The organism is Allosphingosinicella sp. (assembly GCF_036387215.1).
Classification (GTDB): domain Bacteria; phylum Pseudomonadota; class Alphaproteobacteria; order Sphingomonadales; family Sphingomonadaceae; genus Allosphingosinicella.
The window spans coordinates 14,766-34,052 of record NZ_DASVUE010000164.1; the positions used below are offsets into that span (position 1 = coordinate 14,766).

Genomic DNA, 19,287 nt, shown 5'->3' on the forward strand with positions numbered 1-19,287 from the left:
GTCGTGCTGTCCGTCCCACAGGTGCGGTCCAAACGCACATCGACTACAGCGAAGGCAGACTCTCAAGCCGCGGATACTGCATCTCTGATGTGCTTACCACCTCTTCTTGGCACGGGAACCCCGGAAGCGCAGCGGCCGATCGGCAATGCCACGGACGCCCGGTGTGGCACAAGCTTCGATCTAAAACTTCTTGCAGGACTCGAGTTCGATACTTCGGCCAATCGGATCTCGATACGCAGCTTGATAGCTGAGGGGTATTCTGCCGAAGCGGTCTACCACTTTCTCCCGTTGATCGGTTACGTCGATGAGGGGAAGACCGCTCGATACGTCTCAGCACCGGACAGGTTTGTTCGAAAGCGGGGGCGCACCCATGCGCCCCCTGGTTCGAGTTTACAGAAGACCGTGGTCCATGTCCCAGGTGTGGCTAGGGCCGCTGTCCGAGCCTTCGTTCCCACCGTAGTACGGCCGTCCATCAAGATCGAGACCGAAGAGGGTATCCAGAAGCGCTTGCCCCTTCGCCTCGTCGGGAGTCGCGTTGCTGCCCCCGGATGCGTAACCAGGTGCATTCGGGCTGCCATTTGCCGCGTTCCCATCGAAGAACTTATCGATGATCGAGTCGATATGCAGATTACCGAGCAGATTGTCGTGCATCGACTGTAGGCGGTCCGGATTGGTGCCAGCGTCCGGACCATCCGGGGTGAACTTCGCGACCACATCGGTGAGTGGCGCACCACCTGCCTGGAGGTATTTCGCATACGCGATACCCAGCTCGACGCCGTAGCCGTTGATGACGGTGTTGTAGTAGCTGTAATTGTCGTCGATGTAGTCCCAGAGCAACATGAAGACGCCGGCCTTCGCACCATCGACGCTGAGCATATTCACCGCGCCGGCAACGCCGTACGTGTCGAGAACTGCCTTCAGGAATCCGTCGAGATTGGAGTCGGGTTCGAACTTGTGGTTCGTAGCAGCATCTGCTCCGACGAATTTGATGCCGACGATGTTGATCTTGTTTGCGGCAGCGAGATCGACTGCGGTGATGGTGGAGAACTGCGCGTCAGAAAAGATGGTAGTGCCGCCCCTGCTGACGGACACGCTGCTGCCGGTGAAGTCGAAGGTGTAATTGCCGGGCTGGTTCAGCGTGAACACGCCATTCTCGATCGAAGCAAATTTGTCAGTCTTTTTAGCCATGAGTGATTCCCCCCACAAAAAAGGTTTTCGGACAACGCGATAGCCGGCATCGGTGAGCGAACTGGTCGGCCGCAACATGGAGGCTGACAATGAATCTGAGCCAAATCAAGCCCGTGTTTCAAAGTGGGACACCCGCCCACCGGCCGCGCCAGTCTAGCGGTTGGGGCCACACGCAGTTACTGTTCGATTGGCGATCGATAAGATAGGTTTGACGTGAGAGAGAGCTTACGCCGGTTCCGGTGACGGTTCTCTTCTGGGGGGACGAAATGGGTAATGGCGAGGCAGCGCCAAGGGTGAAGGGGACTCTTGGCCGCGTGATGGAGACGGTGAGAGGTCACTTCCTCTGGACGGCGTTCTTCAGTGCTCTCCTGAACCTGCTTTTCCTCGCGCCCTCGATCTACATGTTACAGGTTTACGATCGGGTGGTGCCCACCAGGGGGACCACGACCCTATTAGCTCTTACGCTTGTTCTCTTGTTCTCGCTCGCAACGCTCGCAGCGTTGGACGCACTTCGCTCACGCCTGCTCGTCCGCGCAAGCATTAGACTGGAGAAGCAACTCGCTCCCGACATCCTTGACGCGACCTTCGCGGACACCCGTAGGAGCGGCAGCGTCAACAGGCAGATCCTGCGAGACTTCGACACTCTGCGCCAAAGTCTGACTGGGCCGGCTGTCTTAGCTCTCTTCGATGCGCCATGGACGCCGATTTACATCTGCGTTTGCTTCCTCATCCACCCAGCTATCGGCGCACTGGCGCTCTGCGGCGCATTGCTTTTGCTCCTCCTCGGCTGGCTAAATGAGCGAGCAACCAAGGATCGCACGCAAAAGGCGGCCGTCGCTTCGGGACTGGCCTATGCTAGCCAGGATCAGACCGCTGCGAACGCGGAGGTGGTCCGAGCCTTAGGGATGCGCCAAGCATTGGTGGCGCGCCACGTCGCCGAGCGCCGCCAGAGCGGGTCGCTACAATCCGAAGCGAATTTTGCTTCCAGCCGCTATGTCTCGCTGACGAAATTCGTACGGCTCGCACTTCAGTCGCTCGCACTTGGGCTTGGAGCCTTGTTAGCTGTCGAAAATCTGATCTCCGGGGGCGCGATCTTTGCCTCGTCATTCCTTGCCGCTCGTGCCCTTGGTCCCATGGAGCAGATTATCGGGGCTTGGCGTAGCATCGTCCAAGCAAGAGCTGCCTACGCCGAACTGGGCGACCTGCTGGATAGGGGCTCGGCCTGCGCTGCGAAGACGATCCTTCCTCCTCCTACAGGAAAGATCGATGTGGAGGCGGTCACCGTTACTCGTGCCGGCGGAGAAGCGCCCATCCTTCACCAGGTTAGTTTTGAGCTTGCCCCTGGGGAGGTGCTTGCACTGATCGGCCCAAGCGGAGCTGGTAAATCCACTCTGGCTCGGGTCCTCTCGGGTGCCACTCCTGCGGACGCTGGCTACGTTCGATTTGATGGTGCCGAGATGAAGGAGTGGGAACCAGAGCGTTTAGCGCGCCACATCGGCTACGTTGCGCAGGAACCATGCCTCTTTTCGGGGACAATCAAGGAGAATATCGCTCGCTTTCAGACCAATCTTCCCGGTGGTGATTCCGCCGAGACTGATGCTGCAGTCATCGAAGCGGCACGGCTATGCGGCGCACATGAGATGATCCTCCAGCTGCCGGGCGGGTATGACTTCAGGCTGGGGTGGGGCGGCCGCGGGCTCTCTGCTGGTCAATCACAACAGATTGCCCTTGCGCGAGCCTTGTACGGCCAGCCTCGCATTGTCATCCTCGATGAGCCAAATGCACACCTCGATAACGAAGCCGAAAGCCGGCTCGTCAAAACCATCTCCTTCCTAAAGGCGCAGGGTGCGTCTGTTCTGCTAATCGCCCACCGGATGGGCGTTCTATCGGTGGTGGATAGCCTGCTTGTGCTTCGAAACGGGCACGTGGAGTTGAAGGGAACCCGCGACGAGGTGCTTAAAACAATCGCATCGCCGAGGGTGGTGCCAACCTCGTTAGCCAGGGAGCAGGCATGAACCAGATAGTCTCTGCCGAAGCCTTCTTGCCGTCGCCATCAGGTCCAGACTTGAACGACGATCCGAGAACGGAGATTCGGATCGGGCTCCTTGTCGCAGGTTTGTTTTTCGTGGTTTTTCTCGGATGGGCCGCGACCGTTAGGATGGATGCTGCGACCTACGCCGTGGGCAGAGTGACAGTATCAGGACAACGTCAGTCGGTTCAACATCGTGACGGCGGAGTCGTCCAATCGATCCTCGTGAAAGAAGGTGACCGCGTCCGAAGGGGTCAGTTGCTGCTGCAGCTGTCGTCGCCTGAGGCGCTTGGGGAGGAACGGGCGCTCACCAGCCAATTCATCAGTCTGGTCGCTCGGAAGGCTCGGCTGCGGTCAGAACAGCTTGGCTCGACCAATATGACCTGGCCGGCCGAATTTAGATCCCTTGAGCCGCGCGACCTCCAGGAGGCCCAAGACGCATTCAGGGTGAATCAGGCGCAGTTGGCTGCGCGATCGTCTCTCCTAAACGTGAGCCAAAGCGTGATCCGCCAACAGACGGCGGAAGTGGGTGCTCGATCGACTGGGCTCAAAAGCCAGTTGGCAGCCGTAAGGGAACAGGAGCGTTTGATCAGCGAGGAACTTGAGAGCCTCCGAGCGCTGGAAGTCAAAGGGTTCGTCTCGAAGACTAGGATACGCTCGCTGGAGCGAGCACAAGCGGAACTGCGGGGACAGCTCGGGCAGTATGCTGCTACCGTGGTCGGCTCATCTGAGGAGGCACAGCGCACTCGCCTAGAGGTTGCTCAAGCCGAGAAAGCCTCCCGCGATAAGGCCTCTTCCGAGCTGAGTGATGTGGAAGCCGCCGTTGGTGACCTCTTGCCGAAGCTAAGTGCTGCACGCGCTCGCCTCGCCCGCACGAGAGTCACAGCACCGGCAACAGGGAGAGTCGTCGGACTGTCGGTTTTCACGGCCGGCGGGGTTGTGGCTCCTGGGGAGACGCTAATGGAGATCGTACCGGAGCGGGCAGCTCTGGTGCTGGAGGTGCAAATAGCACCGAACGACGCTGATGACGTGCGGGTGGGACAGCTCGCTCAGGTGCGTCTTAGCGGAGTTCATGAACGAAGCCTCCCAAACATCGAGGGTACGTTGACCAGGGTTTCCGCGGATAGCCTCACCGACAAGCGAACCGGAGAGAGCTTCTTTCCCGCTGAGGTAACGGTGCGGCCCCACGATTTAGCGAACGTAAAGCGCATTCTCGGAAACGACTTTGAGCTGAAGCCCGGGATGCCAGTCGAGATCCTCATTCCGCTCCGCAAGCGGACTGCGTTGCAGTATCTTCTGGAGCCGCTCACCCACACGGTGTGGACATCATTCCGTCAGATTTGACCTAGGCGCTCGGAGCCGCTTGCAGCTGTCAGTACCTCATGATCTCACCGGACGTCGGCAGGCCTTAGCCTACCAAACACGTGTCTCCAGCGTCCGATTAAGCCTGCCGGCGTGAGCCGACGCAGCAGCGAGAGGCGTATCGCTACGGCGAGGCGACGGCTGACAAGGTGCTCCCCCGCAACCGGGGAATGTGAAAGTCGCCTTCGGCCCCAAAGCCACTCTTACTGGCGCGGGTTTGATCGAATGCTGTTGCTCATCCGCAACAACATATTTGAGGTATGTCCTTGACGCAAATGCGTTATTTTGACATTTCTGGCCTTTCAAATTCGAGGAAAATCCAAATGAAACTGATCAAAGTCGCCGCGCTGGCGGCAGTTCTTTCGTTCGCCGCTGCTCAGCCTGCTCTTTCGAAGGAGAAGGCAAAGAAGGAGTTCGTCATCGTCAATGAGGACGTCGGGGTTCCGGTGTTTCCGCATGACATCAAGGATCGCGAGTACACGGTGCTTGGCGAGGTGAAGGCTGGCGTCCGCAAGGCCACTGTCTTTAGCAAGGAAGCTTCGCAGAAGAAGATCTACAAGGAGCTCTGGGAGCGCGGTGAGAAGCTCGGAGCTGATGCGGTGATCAACGCCAGCTACGGCGACTCCCACGTATCACTTACCAGCTGGGGCAAGACGAACGCGACCGGCACTGCCATCAAGTTCAAGAAGTAAGGAGCGGCAGCTGATGAGACGGCAGGCACTCCTGGCGGCCACCTGCGCTGGATTGTGCCTGCCGGGCATCGCGCCGGCACAGGCGATCGACACAGCTGGGCAACCTCCTAAGCCCCCGGCGGTGATAATCGCTCCTCCAACCAGAACGGCCACAGGGGCCATTCTCCTTCCACGAGACACTCTGGTGCGTCTCATGGTGACGAAGGAAGTGAACTCGCGAGACGCGAAGGAGGGAGATCGCTTCCTCCTGCGCGTTGACGAGGATGTGGTCCTCGACGGCGTGAAGGTCATTCCTGTTGGCGCAAAGGCCGTCGGCGAGATCGTGCATGTTCAGGAGAACGGGGCTGTAGGTAAGTCCGGACGCCTCGGGGCTCGGCTTCTTCACGTGCAGGTCGGTGAGGGCGAGATCCCAATCCGAGGAGAGCAGCAGACGAAGGGTCCCGGCAGCAGCAATCGCGTCATCATGAGCATGATCGGTTTCGGCGTGTTCGGTCTTTTGACCAAGGGTAATGCCGCCAAGCTCAAAGCCGGCGAGATCTTCAACGGCTACGTGTCGGAGGATATGGCCTTCGATCCGGCTACAGCCGCTTTTGTGCAAGCGAGAGCCGCAACGACCGCTGCTGAAGCCCGATGATTCCGCTGTCACTTGCCGCCGGCGTGGCGCTGTTGGCGCTAGCGCCAGCCCATCAAAGCCCCGTGCCCGCGCCGGTGGGTGCAGCAGAGCATGGAAGCCTGGTACTTCCGGCAGGTACTGAAGTTCCTCTTGCGACGCTCGAGGAGCTTAGCTCGCTGACGGCCCGTCAGGGGCAGCGGTTCGACCTCACTGTTACCGACGACGTTCTGGCACGTGGCTACGTGGTGATTCCTCGCGGCTCCCGCGCTGTTGGGGAAGTCCGCCGCGTCATTGGCAAGGGGATGGTCGGTAAGCGCGGCCGTATTGATATGCAGTTGCTCTTCATGGAGGTGGGTGGGCACCGGATAGGAATTGAAGGCCGCACCGACGATCGTGGAAAGAGCGGTGCGGCTCCCGTCGTCGGGACAGCCGTTCTCGCTGGGGCTTTTGGTGCCTTCGTAACCGGCACAAGTGCCAAGCTTCCGAAGGGCACTTTGGTTCGGGGCTATACCCGATCAGACTTGCGGCTTTCGGTGTCGCGCTGACTCAAAGCTACCGTGCGCTGAGCAGCTAGTGCTTCGACGCTTCTCCCGGGGGGATGAGTTGGTTGATACGCTGGACGATCAAGCGCCAGTTGGCCGCTCCATCAAGATCGACCTTCTTCATCAATTCGTCTGCACGCATGGCAGCGATGATCGGCGCATCAAAGCCGTGTTGCCTCACCATCTCTTGCGCGCAGGCCCAGAGTTCCCAGTCCGTAAGGATGTGGGTCGGCGCGCAATCTGGTTTATCGACTGCCATCACGTACCCTAGATCATGAGCAGCGGTGTCTGCGCCAGTACTGATCCCATCTCAATGCGAAGCCTCTCCGCACCATCGCACAGCTGAGGTCCACGCCGGCTGACGTGGTGCACCAGGCGGCGGTGCGATCCCCTTTCGCCGATCCTTCCGAACTGCAGCGAAGCGGCATCGCCTTCACAAGGATGTGTCCCGTTCCCGCGACGCCGTTGCTCCCCCCTAACAAAGCCACCAGCCCATCTCGAGCAGCGACCCCGGAAGCTGTGGGGCAAGGGTGGTGCGGCTTACATGCGCCGTCGATCTCACGTGTAGCTATTCCAGCAAGTCTGATCTTGGGACCCTCCGCGCACCAGATCGGCCCATCGCCGTCCCAGACTTGCGTGGGGGTGCAGGTGAAGGAGGTGCCGGCAGCGACGGTGGCAAAGAGGAAAGACGTGAGCATCAACTACGGCCCTTATGGATGATCAGAACCATTCACCATCAAGTTCGGCTAGCAACGCGCCCATTCGCAAACGCCCTTCATCAGTGAGGCGCAGCAGGGCGTACTTCGAGTTCTCAGAAGAGGCATGCCGACGCAGTAGTGCGGCCTCTTCCAGTCGATTGATCCACGCGAAGCCCGTCGCGTGAGCGATGGCAGCCTCGTCGCAAGCTACGCTAGCTCGCAACTCGCGCCGCTCCTGTTCTGCCAAGTAGACGACCAAGAGCAGTTCAAGCGCGGGGGCGGTCTGCAGACCGACTGGCAGATGCTTAGTCCGCAGCCGAGCTGCTCGCACGAGCTGTCGCCCCGCCTGTACAAGCGCTCCGGATACTAGGGGCGCTTCTTCCGGAGTCGCAACAGGATGTCTTCTGCGCTTAGGCACTGACGCACATAAGCTGCGACGGGAACGGAGCAACGAGGGAGCAAGCGTCTGCTGCCTCACCATCAAGCCAGCGATCGTAATCCTCCGGGTGCAGGATTACCGGCATGGCCTTCTCGTGTATCGGAGCCACGAGTGGGTTGGCTTCGCAGGTGAGGAAGGCATAGCAGTTCCCCTCCGCGGTCGGCCGCCAGATGCCGGCGAAGGTGAAGATCGGCGCAGCAGGCAGGCTGAACCAGTGCTCCTGCTTCGAACCCTTTTCGCCGCTCCACTCGCAGAACTCGGTCACCGGCACCAGGCAGCGGTAGTGTGGGTTTGCGATCGTTGAGCGCCAGAAGGGGCTCTCCAGGTTCCGCACGTTGGTGACGTAGCTGACGGTCGGCTTGCCCCTCTTGCCCTTCATGTGCCGCGGGATGCCCCACTTCATGGCTTCGAGGGTGCGCTCCCCGTCGTGCTTCCGGACGATCCAGCCAAGCCGCTTCGGGAACAACTCGGGCGGCGGGAGCGGCTCCGGCTCCGGCATGAGCTTGTCGACGTCGAAGCCATACTTCTGCGCGAGCTCGATCTGCTTAGCACTGACGCGGTACCGATTGCACATGGCGGCCACCGTAGCTGGCGAGGCTGCGGGAGGGAATGTCCGCTACGGCCTCCCTCCCGTCCGTTGTCGCTTGGAGGCTACCGGTTAGGTGCCCTTGCAGATCAGCGCGGCGAGAGCGACGACGCTGCCTTGGACAAATGTAGCAAGGATCGCCCGCAGGGCGCTGACGGAAACCCCGGCAATCGCGGCAATCGCTGGCGCCAGTCCGCCCGTGAAGATGGTCGCCGCCGCGACGGTTCCAGTGATTCCGATAGCATTAAACAAGATTACCAAAGTAGTCGTGCACGGAGTCGCCCAGCTGGCGCTCATCTGGCCGTTGGCCCGCGCCTCGATATCCTTGTAGGTTGGCCCTCCGCGCACTCCCTGTGAGAACTGAGCAACCGATACGCCCGCCGGCAAGGGCCCGCCTTGTGCAACCCATTCCGCGCCTGGATCCCGCAAGAAACGCTGCGCGGCTGCCCTGTCCGAACGCAATTTTTTAATTACTCGCTCTGCCTCGCTTCTCATAACCCCCCCCATTGATTGACTTAGGCGCTCACAGATTAGAGCCGAGTAGAAATATCGCAATCCTTCCTGTCAGCAAGTTGCGCGCAGGGGTCGGCACAGCTTAACGCCGCCTCTCTCAAGAGGCATCCTCGGCCTTGTTGATGAATAGCTGTCGGGGCGGAATGCCTGGCGCCGCGCCGGCATTGGCAGGAGCGCTCCACGCGAGCACTCACAGCGCTGCGATTGCATGGGCCGCCAAAGGCAAGTCGGGCCGACGGGATGTGATCCCCGATAACGAGCAATTCCTTCAGGAGCCGGTGCGGCGGTATGCTGACGCAGAAGCGGGTGCACCGTCAGCGCAAAAGGGCTTTAACGGTGGCGTGCCTTAGCATCTCCTCACCTTTGAGATAACGCGCCCGCACCCGCATCTCCGGCCGCAACCATGAGGTCTCCCTGCGGGACTCCATCGCCAGCGCCGGCCGGTCGACCTTCAGCTGCTCATTCATGCGCCAGAACGTCTCCCGGTCCGGATCCGCCAGCGTCACCATGGCGGAGCCGGCATATTCCAGCCCCGCCTGCGTTTCGCGTGCCAGTAGGGCCGTCGGGGCTCGATCGCCGCGGGCGGTGCCGATCACCACGAACTCGGCCTCGCCGAAGCACTTCACCTTCAGCCACGACTTTGACGGGCCGCTCCGATACCGGCTCGTGATGCGTTTCGAGACGATCCCCTCCAGCCCCATTCGATCGGCGGCGGCGAAGAGATCTGCACCGGCGCCGACAACATGATCGCTGAAGTGGATGCAGCAGGAGGGCTCGTTCTCCCCCAGCAGCTCCCGCAGGAAGCTGCGCCGCTCGATCAAGGGTAAGGAGCGCAGATCCCTGCTGTTGAGGTGGAGCAGGTCGAAAGCCATGAAGACCAGTTCCTCCGGCCGCCGATCCATCGCCGCCTTGAAGGAGCCGAAGTCGGACCGGCCCTGCTCGTCCTGGATGATCACCTCGCCATCGATAATTGCGCTGGCGCAGAACAGCTCCGCCGCTGAGCGAATGATGCCCGGGTATTTGGCAGTCCAATCATGGCCGTTGCGACTGAATGCGCGGACGCGGCCGCCGTCAATCACCAGTTGCGTGCGGTAGCCGTCGTATTTGATCTCGTGCTGCCACTCGCCTCCCTCCGGAGGTTCGTCGACGAGCGTCGGCATCATTGGCTTGATGAAGCGGAGTCCCTCAGATGTGCGCTCGTGCCCCGGCTCCTCGTGAAGTAGGACATCACCGAGCTGGCGCCGATCCACCACCTGGCCACAGGCGTCACAGCGGTACAGGTGCCGCGCTTCGGGCAGGTCGGGCGCGGAGAGGCGGCGTTCGTTGAGCTCGACGCGGCTCAGGCCCCGCGGCAGCCTCAGGCGCTGGAGATCACGGTCGGCCAATTCAGCCTCCTTTCGGGCGGACTCAACAGAAGCTTCTCGGATCGGTTCCGGCGGCCGCTAGTGCTGACTGCTGCCGTCGCGCGATGGCACAGCCGAGAAGAGCCTGGTATGGTCGTACCTTTGCAAGTCAGGCCGTTCGGATCACACATTGCCAAATTGCTCGGAAGAGGCTCGGCGGGAAGCCCGATCCCTCCACCGCCAGTTGGGAATCCTGCTTCGCGGCCTTGATCACCTCGGCCTGTTTCAAGCTGGTGCCCACGTCGCTTTGGCCATGGCCTCTCTACAGAAGCGAACGGAAGGGGCAATTTCAATCGATGTGGGAGCAACTGACGCATTCGAGGAAGCTGCTCATCTTCTCGAATGCAGCGTCAGTGAGGGTGACCAGCACCAGCCGGCGGTCACTCCCTTCGCGATAGCGCCGGATTAGGCGCTCCTCTTCGAGGTTGCCGAGCCATCTGAGCGCAGTCGTGGGCGGCACAGCAGCACCGATGCATGCACTGGAAATAGACACCGGCCGCTGCTCAGCTCTCGCGACATATAGGTCAAGCAGGATGTCCCAGCTCGCCTCACCCAGAAGATCGGGGGCGAAGTAGCGCTCTCGCAGTCTTCGGACGCTGTATAGCCGCTTGGCAGTGGCCTCGAGAGCGGACGGCATCCGGTCAATCATCTGGTCCCGGCGTAGGAGCAGCACTGCCTCTTCGAGTGCGGCAAGGAGCCTCGCCTCTAGCTCCCTGCCTGCCAGCGTAGGTTCGAACACGGCCGCTCCCGAGGAGAATAGGGTTCGCAGTGTCGCGCGATCCCCACCACGCTCACCGGAGTATGCGTGTCCCGCATCGGGAGGGGCAATAAACCATGTCAATCGTGGCCTTGGCTACCGACGTTTCATTAGCAGCAACGAGGGTTGCGGCTAATGATACGCCTTTGATTGAGCTGGACAAAGCGATCGTCGGGACACCTGCCTCACACATTCGGTCGTCCGCTTTTGGCAAATCGAAAAGTGGGCTGAATGGCTGCTATTGGCGCAAAGCAGAGTTTAGATTACCGACCACCTAACGTCGGCAAAGGGCGCTTAGCGGCCGCACGGCAGGTAACGGCACCACCTTGGCAAGGGTGCCTACGGATCCCGCTCATCCGGGCGAATGGCGGCATGATATTCGCGGTGCCCCGCAACTCGGCCTATCGCCTCCTTCAGAGCGGCCAAGCTCTTATTCCTAGAGCGCACAGAGCAACTGCAGGCAAGCGCGCAGGACGCCCTCTCGGGCACGACGGCCGAGAAGGCGTTGCGAAGGCTCGGCAACGCAATCGCCTTGCTCGACGGCTCCGCCCCGCCTGAGTAGCTCCAGGAGGCTAGAAGCGACTTTCGGCCTTGCTACAGACGGCGTGGCTCTGCTTTGGGCCCGCAGAGCTGCCTCGGCAGCCGAGCATCAGGGGGTCCGCCGTTTTGCAGCTTACAGATCAAGCACAGCATCGCTTGCCCGATCTCCTCAGCTTCCTCGAGAGCTGCGGCTACGAATTCGTGACCCCGACGCCTGCCACCCAACGGAGGGTGTTATCCAGGCCGGACAAGCTTGCCGCTCGCGGCCTTCGCGACTTCTTCGGCTGGAACCTGCCGGCCGAAGCGTCGCTGCTCCCCGACCGAATCATCGAGTCACTTAAAGTCTCCGGCGCCCTCAGACGGGAGCAGGACGGAAGGCTGCGGAGCCGAGTCCGGGTGGCACGCCTCTGCGGCGATCTCTTCCTCCATTCGGCCTTTCCGACGGACGACGACAGGTCGGTATTCCTAGGTCCAGACAGCTATCGTTTTGCCAATCTGCTGATGCGGGAGTTGGCCAACGTCGAAGGAGAGCCGCGCCTGGTGGATTTTGGAACCGGCGCCGGTGTCGGAGGAATCGTCGCAGCAAGGCAGATCCATCCTTCCCGCGTGACACTCCTCGACACGAATCCGCTCGCGCTGAGACTCGCAGCCATCAATGCCGCTCATGCAGGCTTGGAGGTGGAGCTCATCGAGGGCTCGTCATTGTCTGAGGTGCTCGGCAACGTCGACGTGGTGATCGCCAATCCCCCTTTCATGATAGACTCGGATCAGAGGACGTATCGAAGTGGCGGAGATCTTCACGGAGCACGGGTTTCACTCGATTGGTCGCTCGCAGCTGCCGAGCGGCTGACGCCGGGTGGGCGCATGATCCTCTATACGGGTGCCGCCATAGTGGATGGCGCCGACGCGCTGCGGACCGCCCTCGAAGCAGAACTGCCGCGCCTCGGATGCAGCGTTCGATATCAGGAGCTCGATCCCGACATTTTCGGGGAGGAGCTATCCAGGCCGGGATACGCGCAGGTGGAAAGGATCGCCGCCGTAGCGGCTGTGATCCGCAAAGAGGCCTAGAGGCGATCGCCGCCGGCTGCTTCTTCCCTTTTGTGGAGATAAACCGCCGGGCCGCTTATCCGGCTTGTCAGGATGCCGACGGCGAACATGGGGCTGTTGTGAGCCCAGCCGACCTGTCCGTCCTTTCGGATGCCGATGCCTCCGCCATCCGCTTCCGCACCCCCAGTTCCGGGGAGCTTCGCAACCGACTTCGCAATGGCGCTTTCGACGCTTTCGCCGTCTTCCAGTGAGGCCATGATCCTGCCGGACAACGCCAAGCGGGTTATGGTCTCACCGTCGCCGGAGAAACAAACGGCGCCGATGTGGTTGTCGGCGTAAAGGCCCCCACCCGGAAGCGGGCTGTCGCCGATCCGGCCCACCTTCTGTCCGTTAATGCCGCCGGTGGAAGTCCCGGCGGCAAGGTTGCCGCGCTGATCGAACGCCACCGCGCCAACCGTGTCATGCTGCCCTTCGGAAGCGGCTTGCTTCTCTGCCTCCGCCAGCAATTCCTGCTCGGTTGCCAGTGGAACGCCTCTCTCCTTCGCGAACTTGGTAGCGCCCTCACCGACGAGGAGCACCTCCTTCTCCGCTATGAGGAGCCGGGCTACGCCGATCGGGTTGCGGACCTCCCGGATCGCTCCGACCGCGCCCGCCGACAGATCCCGCCCATCCATGAGGCCGGCGCACATCTCGACGCCTCCAGCCTGGTTCGGCACCGAGCCGCGTCCCGCGTTGAAGACTGGCAGATCCTCCAAGGTCCGAATTGCGGTCTCGACCGCGTCGAGCGCGCTCCCGCCGGACGCCAGGACTGCCGCTCCTGCCTGAACCGCCTGATGCACCCCGTCCCTGTTTGCCTGCTCTTCAGCGGCGTCCCAGGGCTTCGCGCCGCCGTGCACGATGAGAGACCAACCTTCAGATTGCGCCATTGCTGCTCCGTTTTCCCGTTTTGCGCCCTGCCATTGCGAGTGCCACCGAGGCAGCAACGATTGTTACTATGGCGGCGGCCGCCCAGGGCGGCCGGGCTGTTCCACGCCTGGTGGACGGATCCTCCCCGCGCCGCAGGCCTGGGAGCCGCTCCAGGGCATTCGAGGCACGGGCGAGTGAGGAGCTGAGCCCCTTGAGAGGCGACGATGCTGCTCCTGTCCGTCCTCGGATGAGCGAGTCCACGCCGTCGCGGCAGTGATCGAGGATGGTGAGAGGCACCGCCGCCAGCACATTGCCCGGCGGACGTCGTGAGACGATCGCGTGGGGGCGAGTTGGCGATAATGCCCGAACTGCCTCCCAGGCTATGCCAAGACGCCGGAGCTCGGAAACTCCAAGCTTCATCTGCAAGGCGGGCAGGAGCTTGTCTTCTTCATCGCGGACATCTTCTCGGAGAAGCTCCACCAGCCGCTCAAGCACTCGATGCCGCTCGGCAGAACTTTGCTCCAGCGTTTCGAGCCGGGTGGCGAGCTCGTTAATCTCCTGATGCTCGAGCTCCACCTGAAGCGTCAGCTCGTGCCCATCCACGAGAACACGCCGAATGACCGGCCAGAGGACTGTTTCCTCCGCATAGGCATGTGGGAAAACCAAGCGATAGATCTGGAGAAGGACAGCGTTCTGCTCCGCCGGAGGCGCGGCGCCCAGCCGGCCCAGCAAGCGATCGAGCTTTACGTGGTCGCGCTTCTGTCGGCTGAGCACGCTTCCAGCACCGCCCATTTCCTCCACGCTCTGATGCGCCAATGACTTCATTTGCTTCCTTTTGGCCATACGAACTGGCGCCACGTCGTACTGTAGTTCACCGCAATTCGCGTTCGATCAGCCGGCCTGCTTGTGTCCTCTCTGTGCCATAGATAGGCCCACGATCATTCAGTCGAGACGAACGAGGCGCGGGCGGCACCGTTGCAGAAATAGTGCCTAACATAGCTTAGAATGCGAAGGATTGCGCAACTCGACGCGTCGTTGAGGAGCTTCAGACCTCCACTATCGTGCCGTGGCAGCGCCGAAGGCGACCTGCGACTGCCTCGCCATTTTGGCAGGAACTATCGGTATTTAGGGAGTTTCTGCGCTTCCACTCTTCGGCAGATCACTCCGGTCGGTCGCTGCGGATGCACCCATGGAGATCGCCGTGACATCGAGCCCAAAACCGTCGCAGACAGGCACGCTCATCATCATCGGTGGCCATGAAGACCGGGAGCCGAGCGGTGAGCGAATCATCCTGAAAGAGGTTGCCCGCCGTGTGGGCCCGTCCAAACTCGTCCTGGCTACCGTCGCAAGCCACCAACCGGAAGGCTATTACGACGACTATGACAAGGCCTTCGCGGACCTTGAAACAGGGGAGCTAGTGGAGCTCTACGTCACCAACCGGGCGGAAACGGCCGAAAAGCTGGACCTCCTCCGGGACGCTGGAGGTGTCTTCTTCTCGGGCGGGGATCAGCTGCGGCTTACATCCCAGATCGGCGGGACCCAAATTGAGGACGAGTTGCATCGGCTCCTTGCACGCGGAGGCGTGATCGCGGGCACATCCGCTGGTGCGTCGATGATGAGCGACACGATGCTGGTCAAAGGCTCAAGCTCGGAGACGCACAGGATCGGAGACCTCCATATGGCTCCCGGGCTCGGGCTGATCCGGGACGTCATCATCGACCAGCATTTTGCGGAACGAGGCCGCTTTGGACGCCTGATTGGTGCGATCGCGCACAATCCCCGGGTGCTTGGCCTCGGCATCGATGAAGACACGGCCGTGGTTGTCGAAGGTGACGTCCTAACCGCCATCGGCAACGGCGCGGTCTACATCGTGGACGCGAAGAAGGCAGCTTACTCCAACGTCGCGGAGGCCGGTTCAAATCGGGTTCTGTCGCTGCACGACATCCAGGTTCACGTGCTCGCAGCGGGCGATAGCTTCGACATGCAAGTGCGGCGCGCCTCCCCCGCCTCTCGAAGCTGAATGGATCGGCCATGGAGCTCAGAAACAAGGTTGCGCTCGTAACCGGAGCTGGTCCGGGGATCGGCAAGGCCGCAGCCCTGAATATGCGGACGGCAAGATTCCTCTGACAGACGGTGAAGGCGGATCGGCTGAAGAAGTGGCCGAGTTGCTCCTGTTTCTGGTGTCGGAGCGAGGCCGGTTCATCTCCGGCACCCCCATCTGGATCGCCGTCGAGAGGACGGGGAAGGGCCGGCCGGTACTCGTGTTCCCAGCATTTCTCGGGAATGATCTTATGACGGTGCGGCTGCGGAGGACGCTCGCTGCTGCCGGCTATCGGCCATTCGGCTGGGCCAACGGCATCAACCTAGGGCGTGCGGCCGGACACGTTCGAGCGGTTGGGCCGCCGCCTCGACGAGGTGTTGCAGACCGCCAGAGGGCCTGTTGCGTTGATCGGCTGGAGCCTCGGCGGCCTCTATGCTCGAGAGCTCGCAAAGCGCCGACCGGACGAGGTGTCGCTGGTCATCACGCTCGGCACATTCTGGCAGGCGATCTCAGTCGAAGCGCTCCCAACGACGTGGCTCGATCCCTGGGGGTTCGGGAGCCGGGGCCGGTCGCGCGGCGTGCGCAACTGGATCAACTCAGCAACAAACGGGATTACCAGTAGCCCCTCCCTGTTCGTCCCGCGTCACCTGGGCAACGGTCGCGGCGAGGCCCGCAGCCTCTATGACAACAGCGTAGCCGCTTCCACGCTCGGTCCTTGTAGACTTCGATCGTCTGAATGACGGAAACGTCAGGTTCTGCCTGGCGGCCACAGACGTCGAGGCGGGCGAACCGGTGTTCTTCGATACTGCTAAAGGCGACTGCATCGAGGTCGAGCACCTTCTCGCCAGCAGCAGGCTGCTCCCCGTGTTCGAGCCGACCCGTGTGGGAGACCCCTTTGCTTTGCCCCTCGGCTGACCTGTCACGCCATCACTGTGGCGGCAAGGGTTCGTAGGCGAACGTAGCTCCTCTGCCTTGATGAAGGTCCGCTTTCCTAACGCTCTCCAGTGGCCGCCAATGGCCGGTTTTAGCGCAAAGCAGACGCCTCTGCCCTGCGTCTGCTTCTGGCCGAAAGCAGACCGTCCGCTTTCGAATCGGAAGCGGCGAAATCAGACACGATCACTGAGGCCAAGCTCTCGCGAGATTAAGCTTTGGGCTGCGACATCCAAACCACCTAATGCGCCGCCTCCGGTAAGTTACTTAGGGAGAATCTCCGAATATCGCACTCGTGCCAGTCCATCTAGTCTGCTCCCGGCAACGAGAGGAGCAGCGAGATGCGTTACGAACAGACCAGAGCCAAAGATAGCTTCACCAAAGTCGATGTAGCTGCTGTTTGGCCCACCAGTGCGACCATGGCTCCGCTGCCGCTCCTCGATAGCGAAGAGGTATCCGAAGGTGCGGTTTTCAGCCCAACAGCGGCGGCGCCCGACGTGCCTGCTGCAGTGGGCAAGCTGATCGTCTGCTCCTACGTCGGTCTGCTGGGCGCGTTCGCACTCGCCACGGTGGCTTCTTCTTATTCGATCTACATGATGACGATCAGCGCGCTCTTTTTGGTGGCGTACTTTACCGTGCCTTGGCTTTTCTTCCGCCAAGAGCCCGGGCAGGAAGCGCGGCCAAGCTTCGATCGCTTCATGCAGAACGGAATGGAGACGCTCACGGGGCACAGCACCGGTGGTGCGGCTCTGGTTCAAATGATGATCGTCCCGGTTCTACTCACGTTCGGAGTGCTACTGATGGCGATCGCGGCCGCAGTGATCATGTGAAGAGCAGACAGGCGCCGCCTGGAGGACCGGCGGTGCTTAGCCGGTGAGCCTCGCAGTCGTGACCATGCGCACCAGCTCCGAGAGGCTCCCGGCGTTCATCTTCGTCATCACGTTCGCGCGGTACACTTCGACGGTTCGGGCGCTGATGTTGAGGTCGAAGGCGATCACCTTGTTCGCGTGACCCTCGACCAGACCGTCTAGGACCTCCTTCTCCCGTTGCGACAATGTCGCCATGCGAGTCTTGATGGCTTCGCGCTCGGCATCGGCTTCCTCACGGCCGCTGCGACGCGCGAGGGCCGATCGGATCGCGTTCAAGATAGCATCGTCGCTGAAAGGCTTTTCGAGGAAGTCTGACACGCCCGCCTTCATCGCCTGGATCGCCATCGGGACGTCAGCATGCCCCGTGACAACGATGACCGGATCAGGAATCTTCAGCGCCTTGAGTCGATCGACAAGCTCAACCCCGCTCATCTCCGGCATCCTGACGTCTGTGACGATGCAGCCATGTTCCATGTGCGGGACGGAGTCGAGGAACTGGACGGCGGAGCTGTAGCTGCGGACCTGCATGCCTGCGCAGTCTATCAGGAACGCGAGCGCCTCCCGCGCCGAATCATCGTCGTCGATCACGTGCACAACTGGCTCAGCGGCCATCCAGAAGCTCCTCTTTCTCAACGCTCTCAACAGTGAAGCGGAATACAGCGCCGCCGCCAGGGTTCGGCTCAACCCAAATCCGCCCGCCGTGCGCCTCGATGATCGTCCTGGAGATGGAGAGGCCAACCCCCATCCCGGTTCGCTTGGTGGTGACGAATGGCTGGAAGAGCTGGTCCGCAACGTCAGCGCTGATGCCGGGTCCAGTATCAGCAACGCTGACGAGCGCCATCTGGTCATCAGCTAGGGACAGGCTCACCGTCAGTTCGCGGCGCGGGTAATCGATCATCGCGTCGATCGCGTTCCGAATGAGGTTGAGGACGACTTGCTGGATCTGGACCTTGTCCGCGAGAACAAGGTCAATGTTCTTATCGAAATCGAAGCGGACTCTGATGCCATGCTCCTTCGCACCTACGAGGCCGAGGGCGCTAGCTTCCTCAATCAGCTTCGGAAGGCTCTCGATCGAGCGTTCGGTCTCGCCGCGCGAAACGAAGTCCCTCAGCCGGCGAATGATCTGGCCTGCGCGAAGCGCCTCCTCGGCGGCACGGTCAACCGCGTGCGCGATGCGCTCCGTTGGGATCTCGTCCCTCTCGAGGAGCATCTTGCTGCCCTTGAGGAAGTTGGCGATCGCCGAGAGCGGCTGGTTCAGTTCGTGCGCAAGCGATGACGCCATCTCGCCCAGCGCGGTGAGGCGCGACACGTGGACAAGCTCGGTCTGGAGTTCCTGGAGACGAGTTTCAGTTTGCTGCCGCTCAGTGAGATCCCGGATAAACCCCGTGAAGAAGCGGCTCTCACCGATCCTCATCTCGCCGACGGCCAACTCCATAGGAAAGGTCGAGCCGTCCTTCCGTTCGCCGACCACCACTCTGCCGACGCCTATGATGCGCCTCTCGCCGGTGCGATAATATCGCTCCAGATAGCCGTCGTGCTGTTCCCTATACGGCGACGGCATCAACATGCTGACGTTCTTCCCAGCGACCTCGAGCGGGGTCCAGCCGAACAGCCGCTCGGCGGCTTGACTGAAATCCCTCATCAGCCCCTGCTCGTCGATGACCACCATGGCATCGGGGATCGTCTCCAGGATCGAGCGGAGGTGGGCCTCCCGACGGGCGAGATCACCGGTGATCGCCTCGCCTGCGGCCCTCGCCCTCTGAAACCACTCGCCGCCGATAGTGACCGCCACGCCCACGAGGATAAAAACAAGTCCTGCGATCAAATTGCCGCTCGAGATCCCCCCAGTTGCACGATCGAGTGCCAGGCCCGCGGCGGCGCCCACGGCGGTCGCGAACAGCCCCGGCCATAGCCCCGAAAGGGCGGCTGCGAGCACGACCGCAGGCACCGCGAACAGAAACGTGGCCCGCTGACCCAGATATGGATCCAGGCCGAACCGCACCGCCATTCCTGCGGCAATGGCTATGACAGCGGCCAGGCAGGCCATCAGGGGTCCTGTACGCAGTAAAGCTGAGCTGATCTCGTTGCCGTTCCGAGCCATCGCGGGCTGCATAGCCGGGAAGCAAGGCGGC

The 19,287-nt window shown here is 61.6% G+C and carries 20 protein-coding genes; 9 read left to right on the forward strand and 11 right to left on the reverse strand.

Going from position 1 to position 19,287, the window contains the following annotated elements; all coding sequences use genetic code 11:
* Positions 1–390 precede the first annotated feature (390 nt).
* The gene (locus VF662_RS06535) at positions 391–1,188 is read right to left on the reverse strand and encodes a hypothetical protein (protein ID WP_464139037.1); all 798 of its coding nucleotides are present in this window, start codon (positions 1,186–1,188) and stop codon (positions 391–393) included.
* Between the two features lie 266 nt (positions 1,189–1,454).
* On the opposite strand from VF662_RS06535, the gene VF662_RS06540 reads away from it, so the two are divergent.
* From VF662_RS06540 to VF662_RS06560, 5 genes are all read left to right on the forward strand, one after another.
* The gene (locus VF662_RS06540; RefSeq protein WP_464139041.1) at positions 1,455–3,203 is read left to right on the forward strand and encodes a type I secretion system permease/ATPase; all 1,749 of its coding nucleotides are present in this window, start codon (positions 1,455–1,457) and stop codon (positions 3,201–3,203) included.
* Entirely contained in the window at positions 3,200–4,561 is a 1,362-nt protein-coding gene (locus tag VF662_RS06545; RefSeq protein WP_464139045.1) for an HlyD family type I secretion periplasmic adaptor subunit, read from the forward strand. Before VF662_RS06540 ends, VF662_RS06545 begins: the two co-directional genes overlap by 4 nt.
* Before the next feature lie 341 nt (positions 4,562–4,902).
* Positions 4,903–5,271, forward strand: coding sequence for a hypothetical protein (locus VF662_RS06550; protein WP_464139048.1), 369 nt, complete (start codon positions 4,903–4,905; stop codon positions 5,269–5,271).
* Between the two features lie 193 nt (positions 5,272–5,464).
* Positions 5,465–5,905: a hypothetical protein gene (locus VF662_RS06555; RefSeq protein WP_464139050.1), complete on the forward strand. Its 441-nt coding sequence runs from the start codon at positions 5,465–5,467 to the stop codon at positions 5,903–5,905.
* Positions 5,902–6,429, forward strand: coding sequence for a hypothetical protein (locus tag VF662_RS06560; protein ID WP_464139055.1), 528 nt, complete (start codon positions 5,902–5,904; stop codon positions 6,427–6,429). Before VF662_RS06555 ends, VF662_RS06560 begins: the two co-directional genes overlap by 4 nt.
* A 25-nt stretch (positions 6,430–6,454) precedes the next feature.
* Here the strand turns inward: VF662_RS06560 and VF662_RS06565 are convergent, their stop codons facing one another.
* From VF662_RS06565 to VF662_RS06590, 6 genes are all read right to left on the reverse strand, one after another.
* Positions 6,455–6,685, reverse strand: coding sequence for a DUF6961 family protein (locus VF662_RS06565; protein ID WP_464139060.1), 231 nt, complete (start codon positions 6,683–6,685; stop codon positions 6,455–6,457).
* A 461-nt stretch (positions 6,686–7,146) separates the two neighbouring features.
* Positions 7,147–7,383, reverse strand: a complete 237-nt coding sequence (locus VF662_RS06570; protein WP_464139065.1) for a hypothetical protein — start codon at positions 7,381–7,383, stop codon at positions 7,147–7,149.
* A 151-nt stretch (positions 7,384–7,534) separates the two neighbouring features.
* Positions 7,535–8,137, reverse strand: a complete 603-nt coding sequence (locus VF662_RS06575; RefSeq protein ID WP_464139068.1) for an SOS response-associated peptidase — start codon at positions 8,135–8,137, stop codon at positions 7,535–7,537.
* An 84-nt stretch (positions 8,138–8,221) separates the two neighbouring features.
* A complete protein-coding gene (locus VF662_RS06580) occupies positions 8,222–8,644 on the reverse strand; it encodes a hypothetical protein (RefSeq protein WP_464139071.1) in 423 nt (140 codons plus the stop codon).
* A gap of 332 nt (positions 8,645–8,976) precedes the next feature.
* Positions 8,977–10,047: a non-homologous end-joining DNA ligase gene (gene ligD / locus VF662_RS06585; protein WP_464139075.1), complete on the reverse strand. Its 1,071-nt coding sequence runs from the start codon at positions 10,045–10,047 to the stop codon at positions 8,977–8,979.
* 307 nt (positions 10,048–10,354) lie between these two features.
* A complete protein-coding gene (locus VF662_RS06590; RefSeq protein WP_464139079.1) occupies positions 10,355–10,804 on the reverse strand; it encodes a hypothetical protein in 450 nt (149 codons plus the stop codon).
* 714 nt (positions 10,805–11,518) lie between these two features.
* Between VF662_RS06590 and VF662_RS06595 the strand changes: the two genes are divergently transcribed.
* The gene (locus VF662_RS06595) at positions 11,519–12,430 is read left to right on the forward strand and encodes a methyltransferase (protein ID WP_464139081.1); all 912 of its coding nucleotides are present in this window, start codon (positions 11,519–11,521) and stop codon (positions 12,428–12,430) included.
* Here VF662_RS06595 and VF662_RS06600 read toward each other — a convergent pair.
* Together VF662_RS06600 and VF662_RS06605 are read right to left on the reverse strand one after the other, a co-directional pair.
* Positions 12,427–13,335 (reverse strand): isoaspartyl peptidase/L-asparaginase family protein, encoded by a 909-nt coding sequence (locus tag VF662_RS06600; protein WP_464139085.1) that lies wholly within the window; start codon positions 13,333–13,335, stop codon positions 12,427–12,429. The genes VF662_RS06595 and VF662_RS06600 overlap by 4 nt on opposite strands.
* A complete protein-coding gene (locus VF662_RS06605; protein ID WP_464139087.1) occupies positions 13,322–14,140 on the reverse strand; it encodes a hemerythrin domain-containing protein in 819 nt (272 codons plus the stop codon). Before VF662_RS06605 ends, VF662_RS06600 begins: the two co-directional genes overlap by 14 nt.
* Before the next feature lie 364 nt (positions 14,141–14,504).
* On the opposite strand from VF662_RS06605, the gene VF662_RS06610 reads away from it, so the two are divergent.
* From VF662_RS06610 to VF662_RS06620, 3 genes are all read left to right on the forward strand, one after another.
* Positions 14,505–15,335, forward strand: a complete 831-nt coding sequence (locus VF662_RS06610; RefSeq protein ID WP_464139090.1) for a cyanophycinase — start codon at positions 14,505–14,507, stop codon at positions 15,333–15,335.
* A 350-nt stretch (positions 15,336–15,685) separates the two neighbouring features.
* Positions 15,686–16,096 (forward strand): esterase/lipase family protein, encoded by a 411-nt coding sequence (locus tag VF662_RS06615; RefSeq protein WP_464139093.1) that lies wholly within the window; start codon positions 15,686–15,688, stop codon positions 16,094–16,096.
* A gap of 531 nt (positions 16,097–16,627) precedes the next feature.
* Positions 16,628–17,116 (forward strand): hypothetical protein, encoded by a 489-nt coding sequence (locus tag VF662_RS06620; RefSeq protein ID WP_464139095.1) that lies wholly within the window; start codon positions 16,628–16,630, stop codon positions 17,114–17,116.
* Positions 17,117–17,152: 36 nt separating this feature from the next.
* Here VF662_RS06620 and fixJ read toward each other — a convergent pair whose 3' ends face one another.
* Together fixJ and VF662_RS06630 are read right to left on the reverse strand one after the other, a co-directional pair.
* A complete protein-coding gene (fixJ, locus tag VF662_RS06625; protein WP_464139097.1) occupies positions 17,153–17,767 on the reverse strand; it encodes a response regulator FixJ in 615 nt (204 codons plus the stop codon).
* Positions 17,757–19,202 (reverse strand): sensor histidine kinase, encoded by a 1,446-nt coding sequence (locus tag VF662_RS06630; RefSeq protein WP_464139100.1) that lies wholly within the window; start codon positions 19,200–19,202, stop codon positions 17,757–17,759. The genes fixJ and VF662_RS06630 overlap by 11 nt, the downstream gene beginning before the upstream one ends.
* Positions 19,203–19,287: the final 85 nt, after the last annotated feature.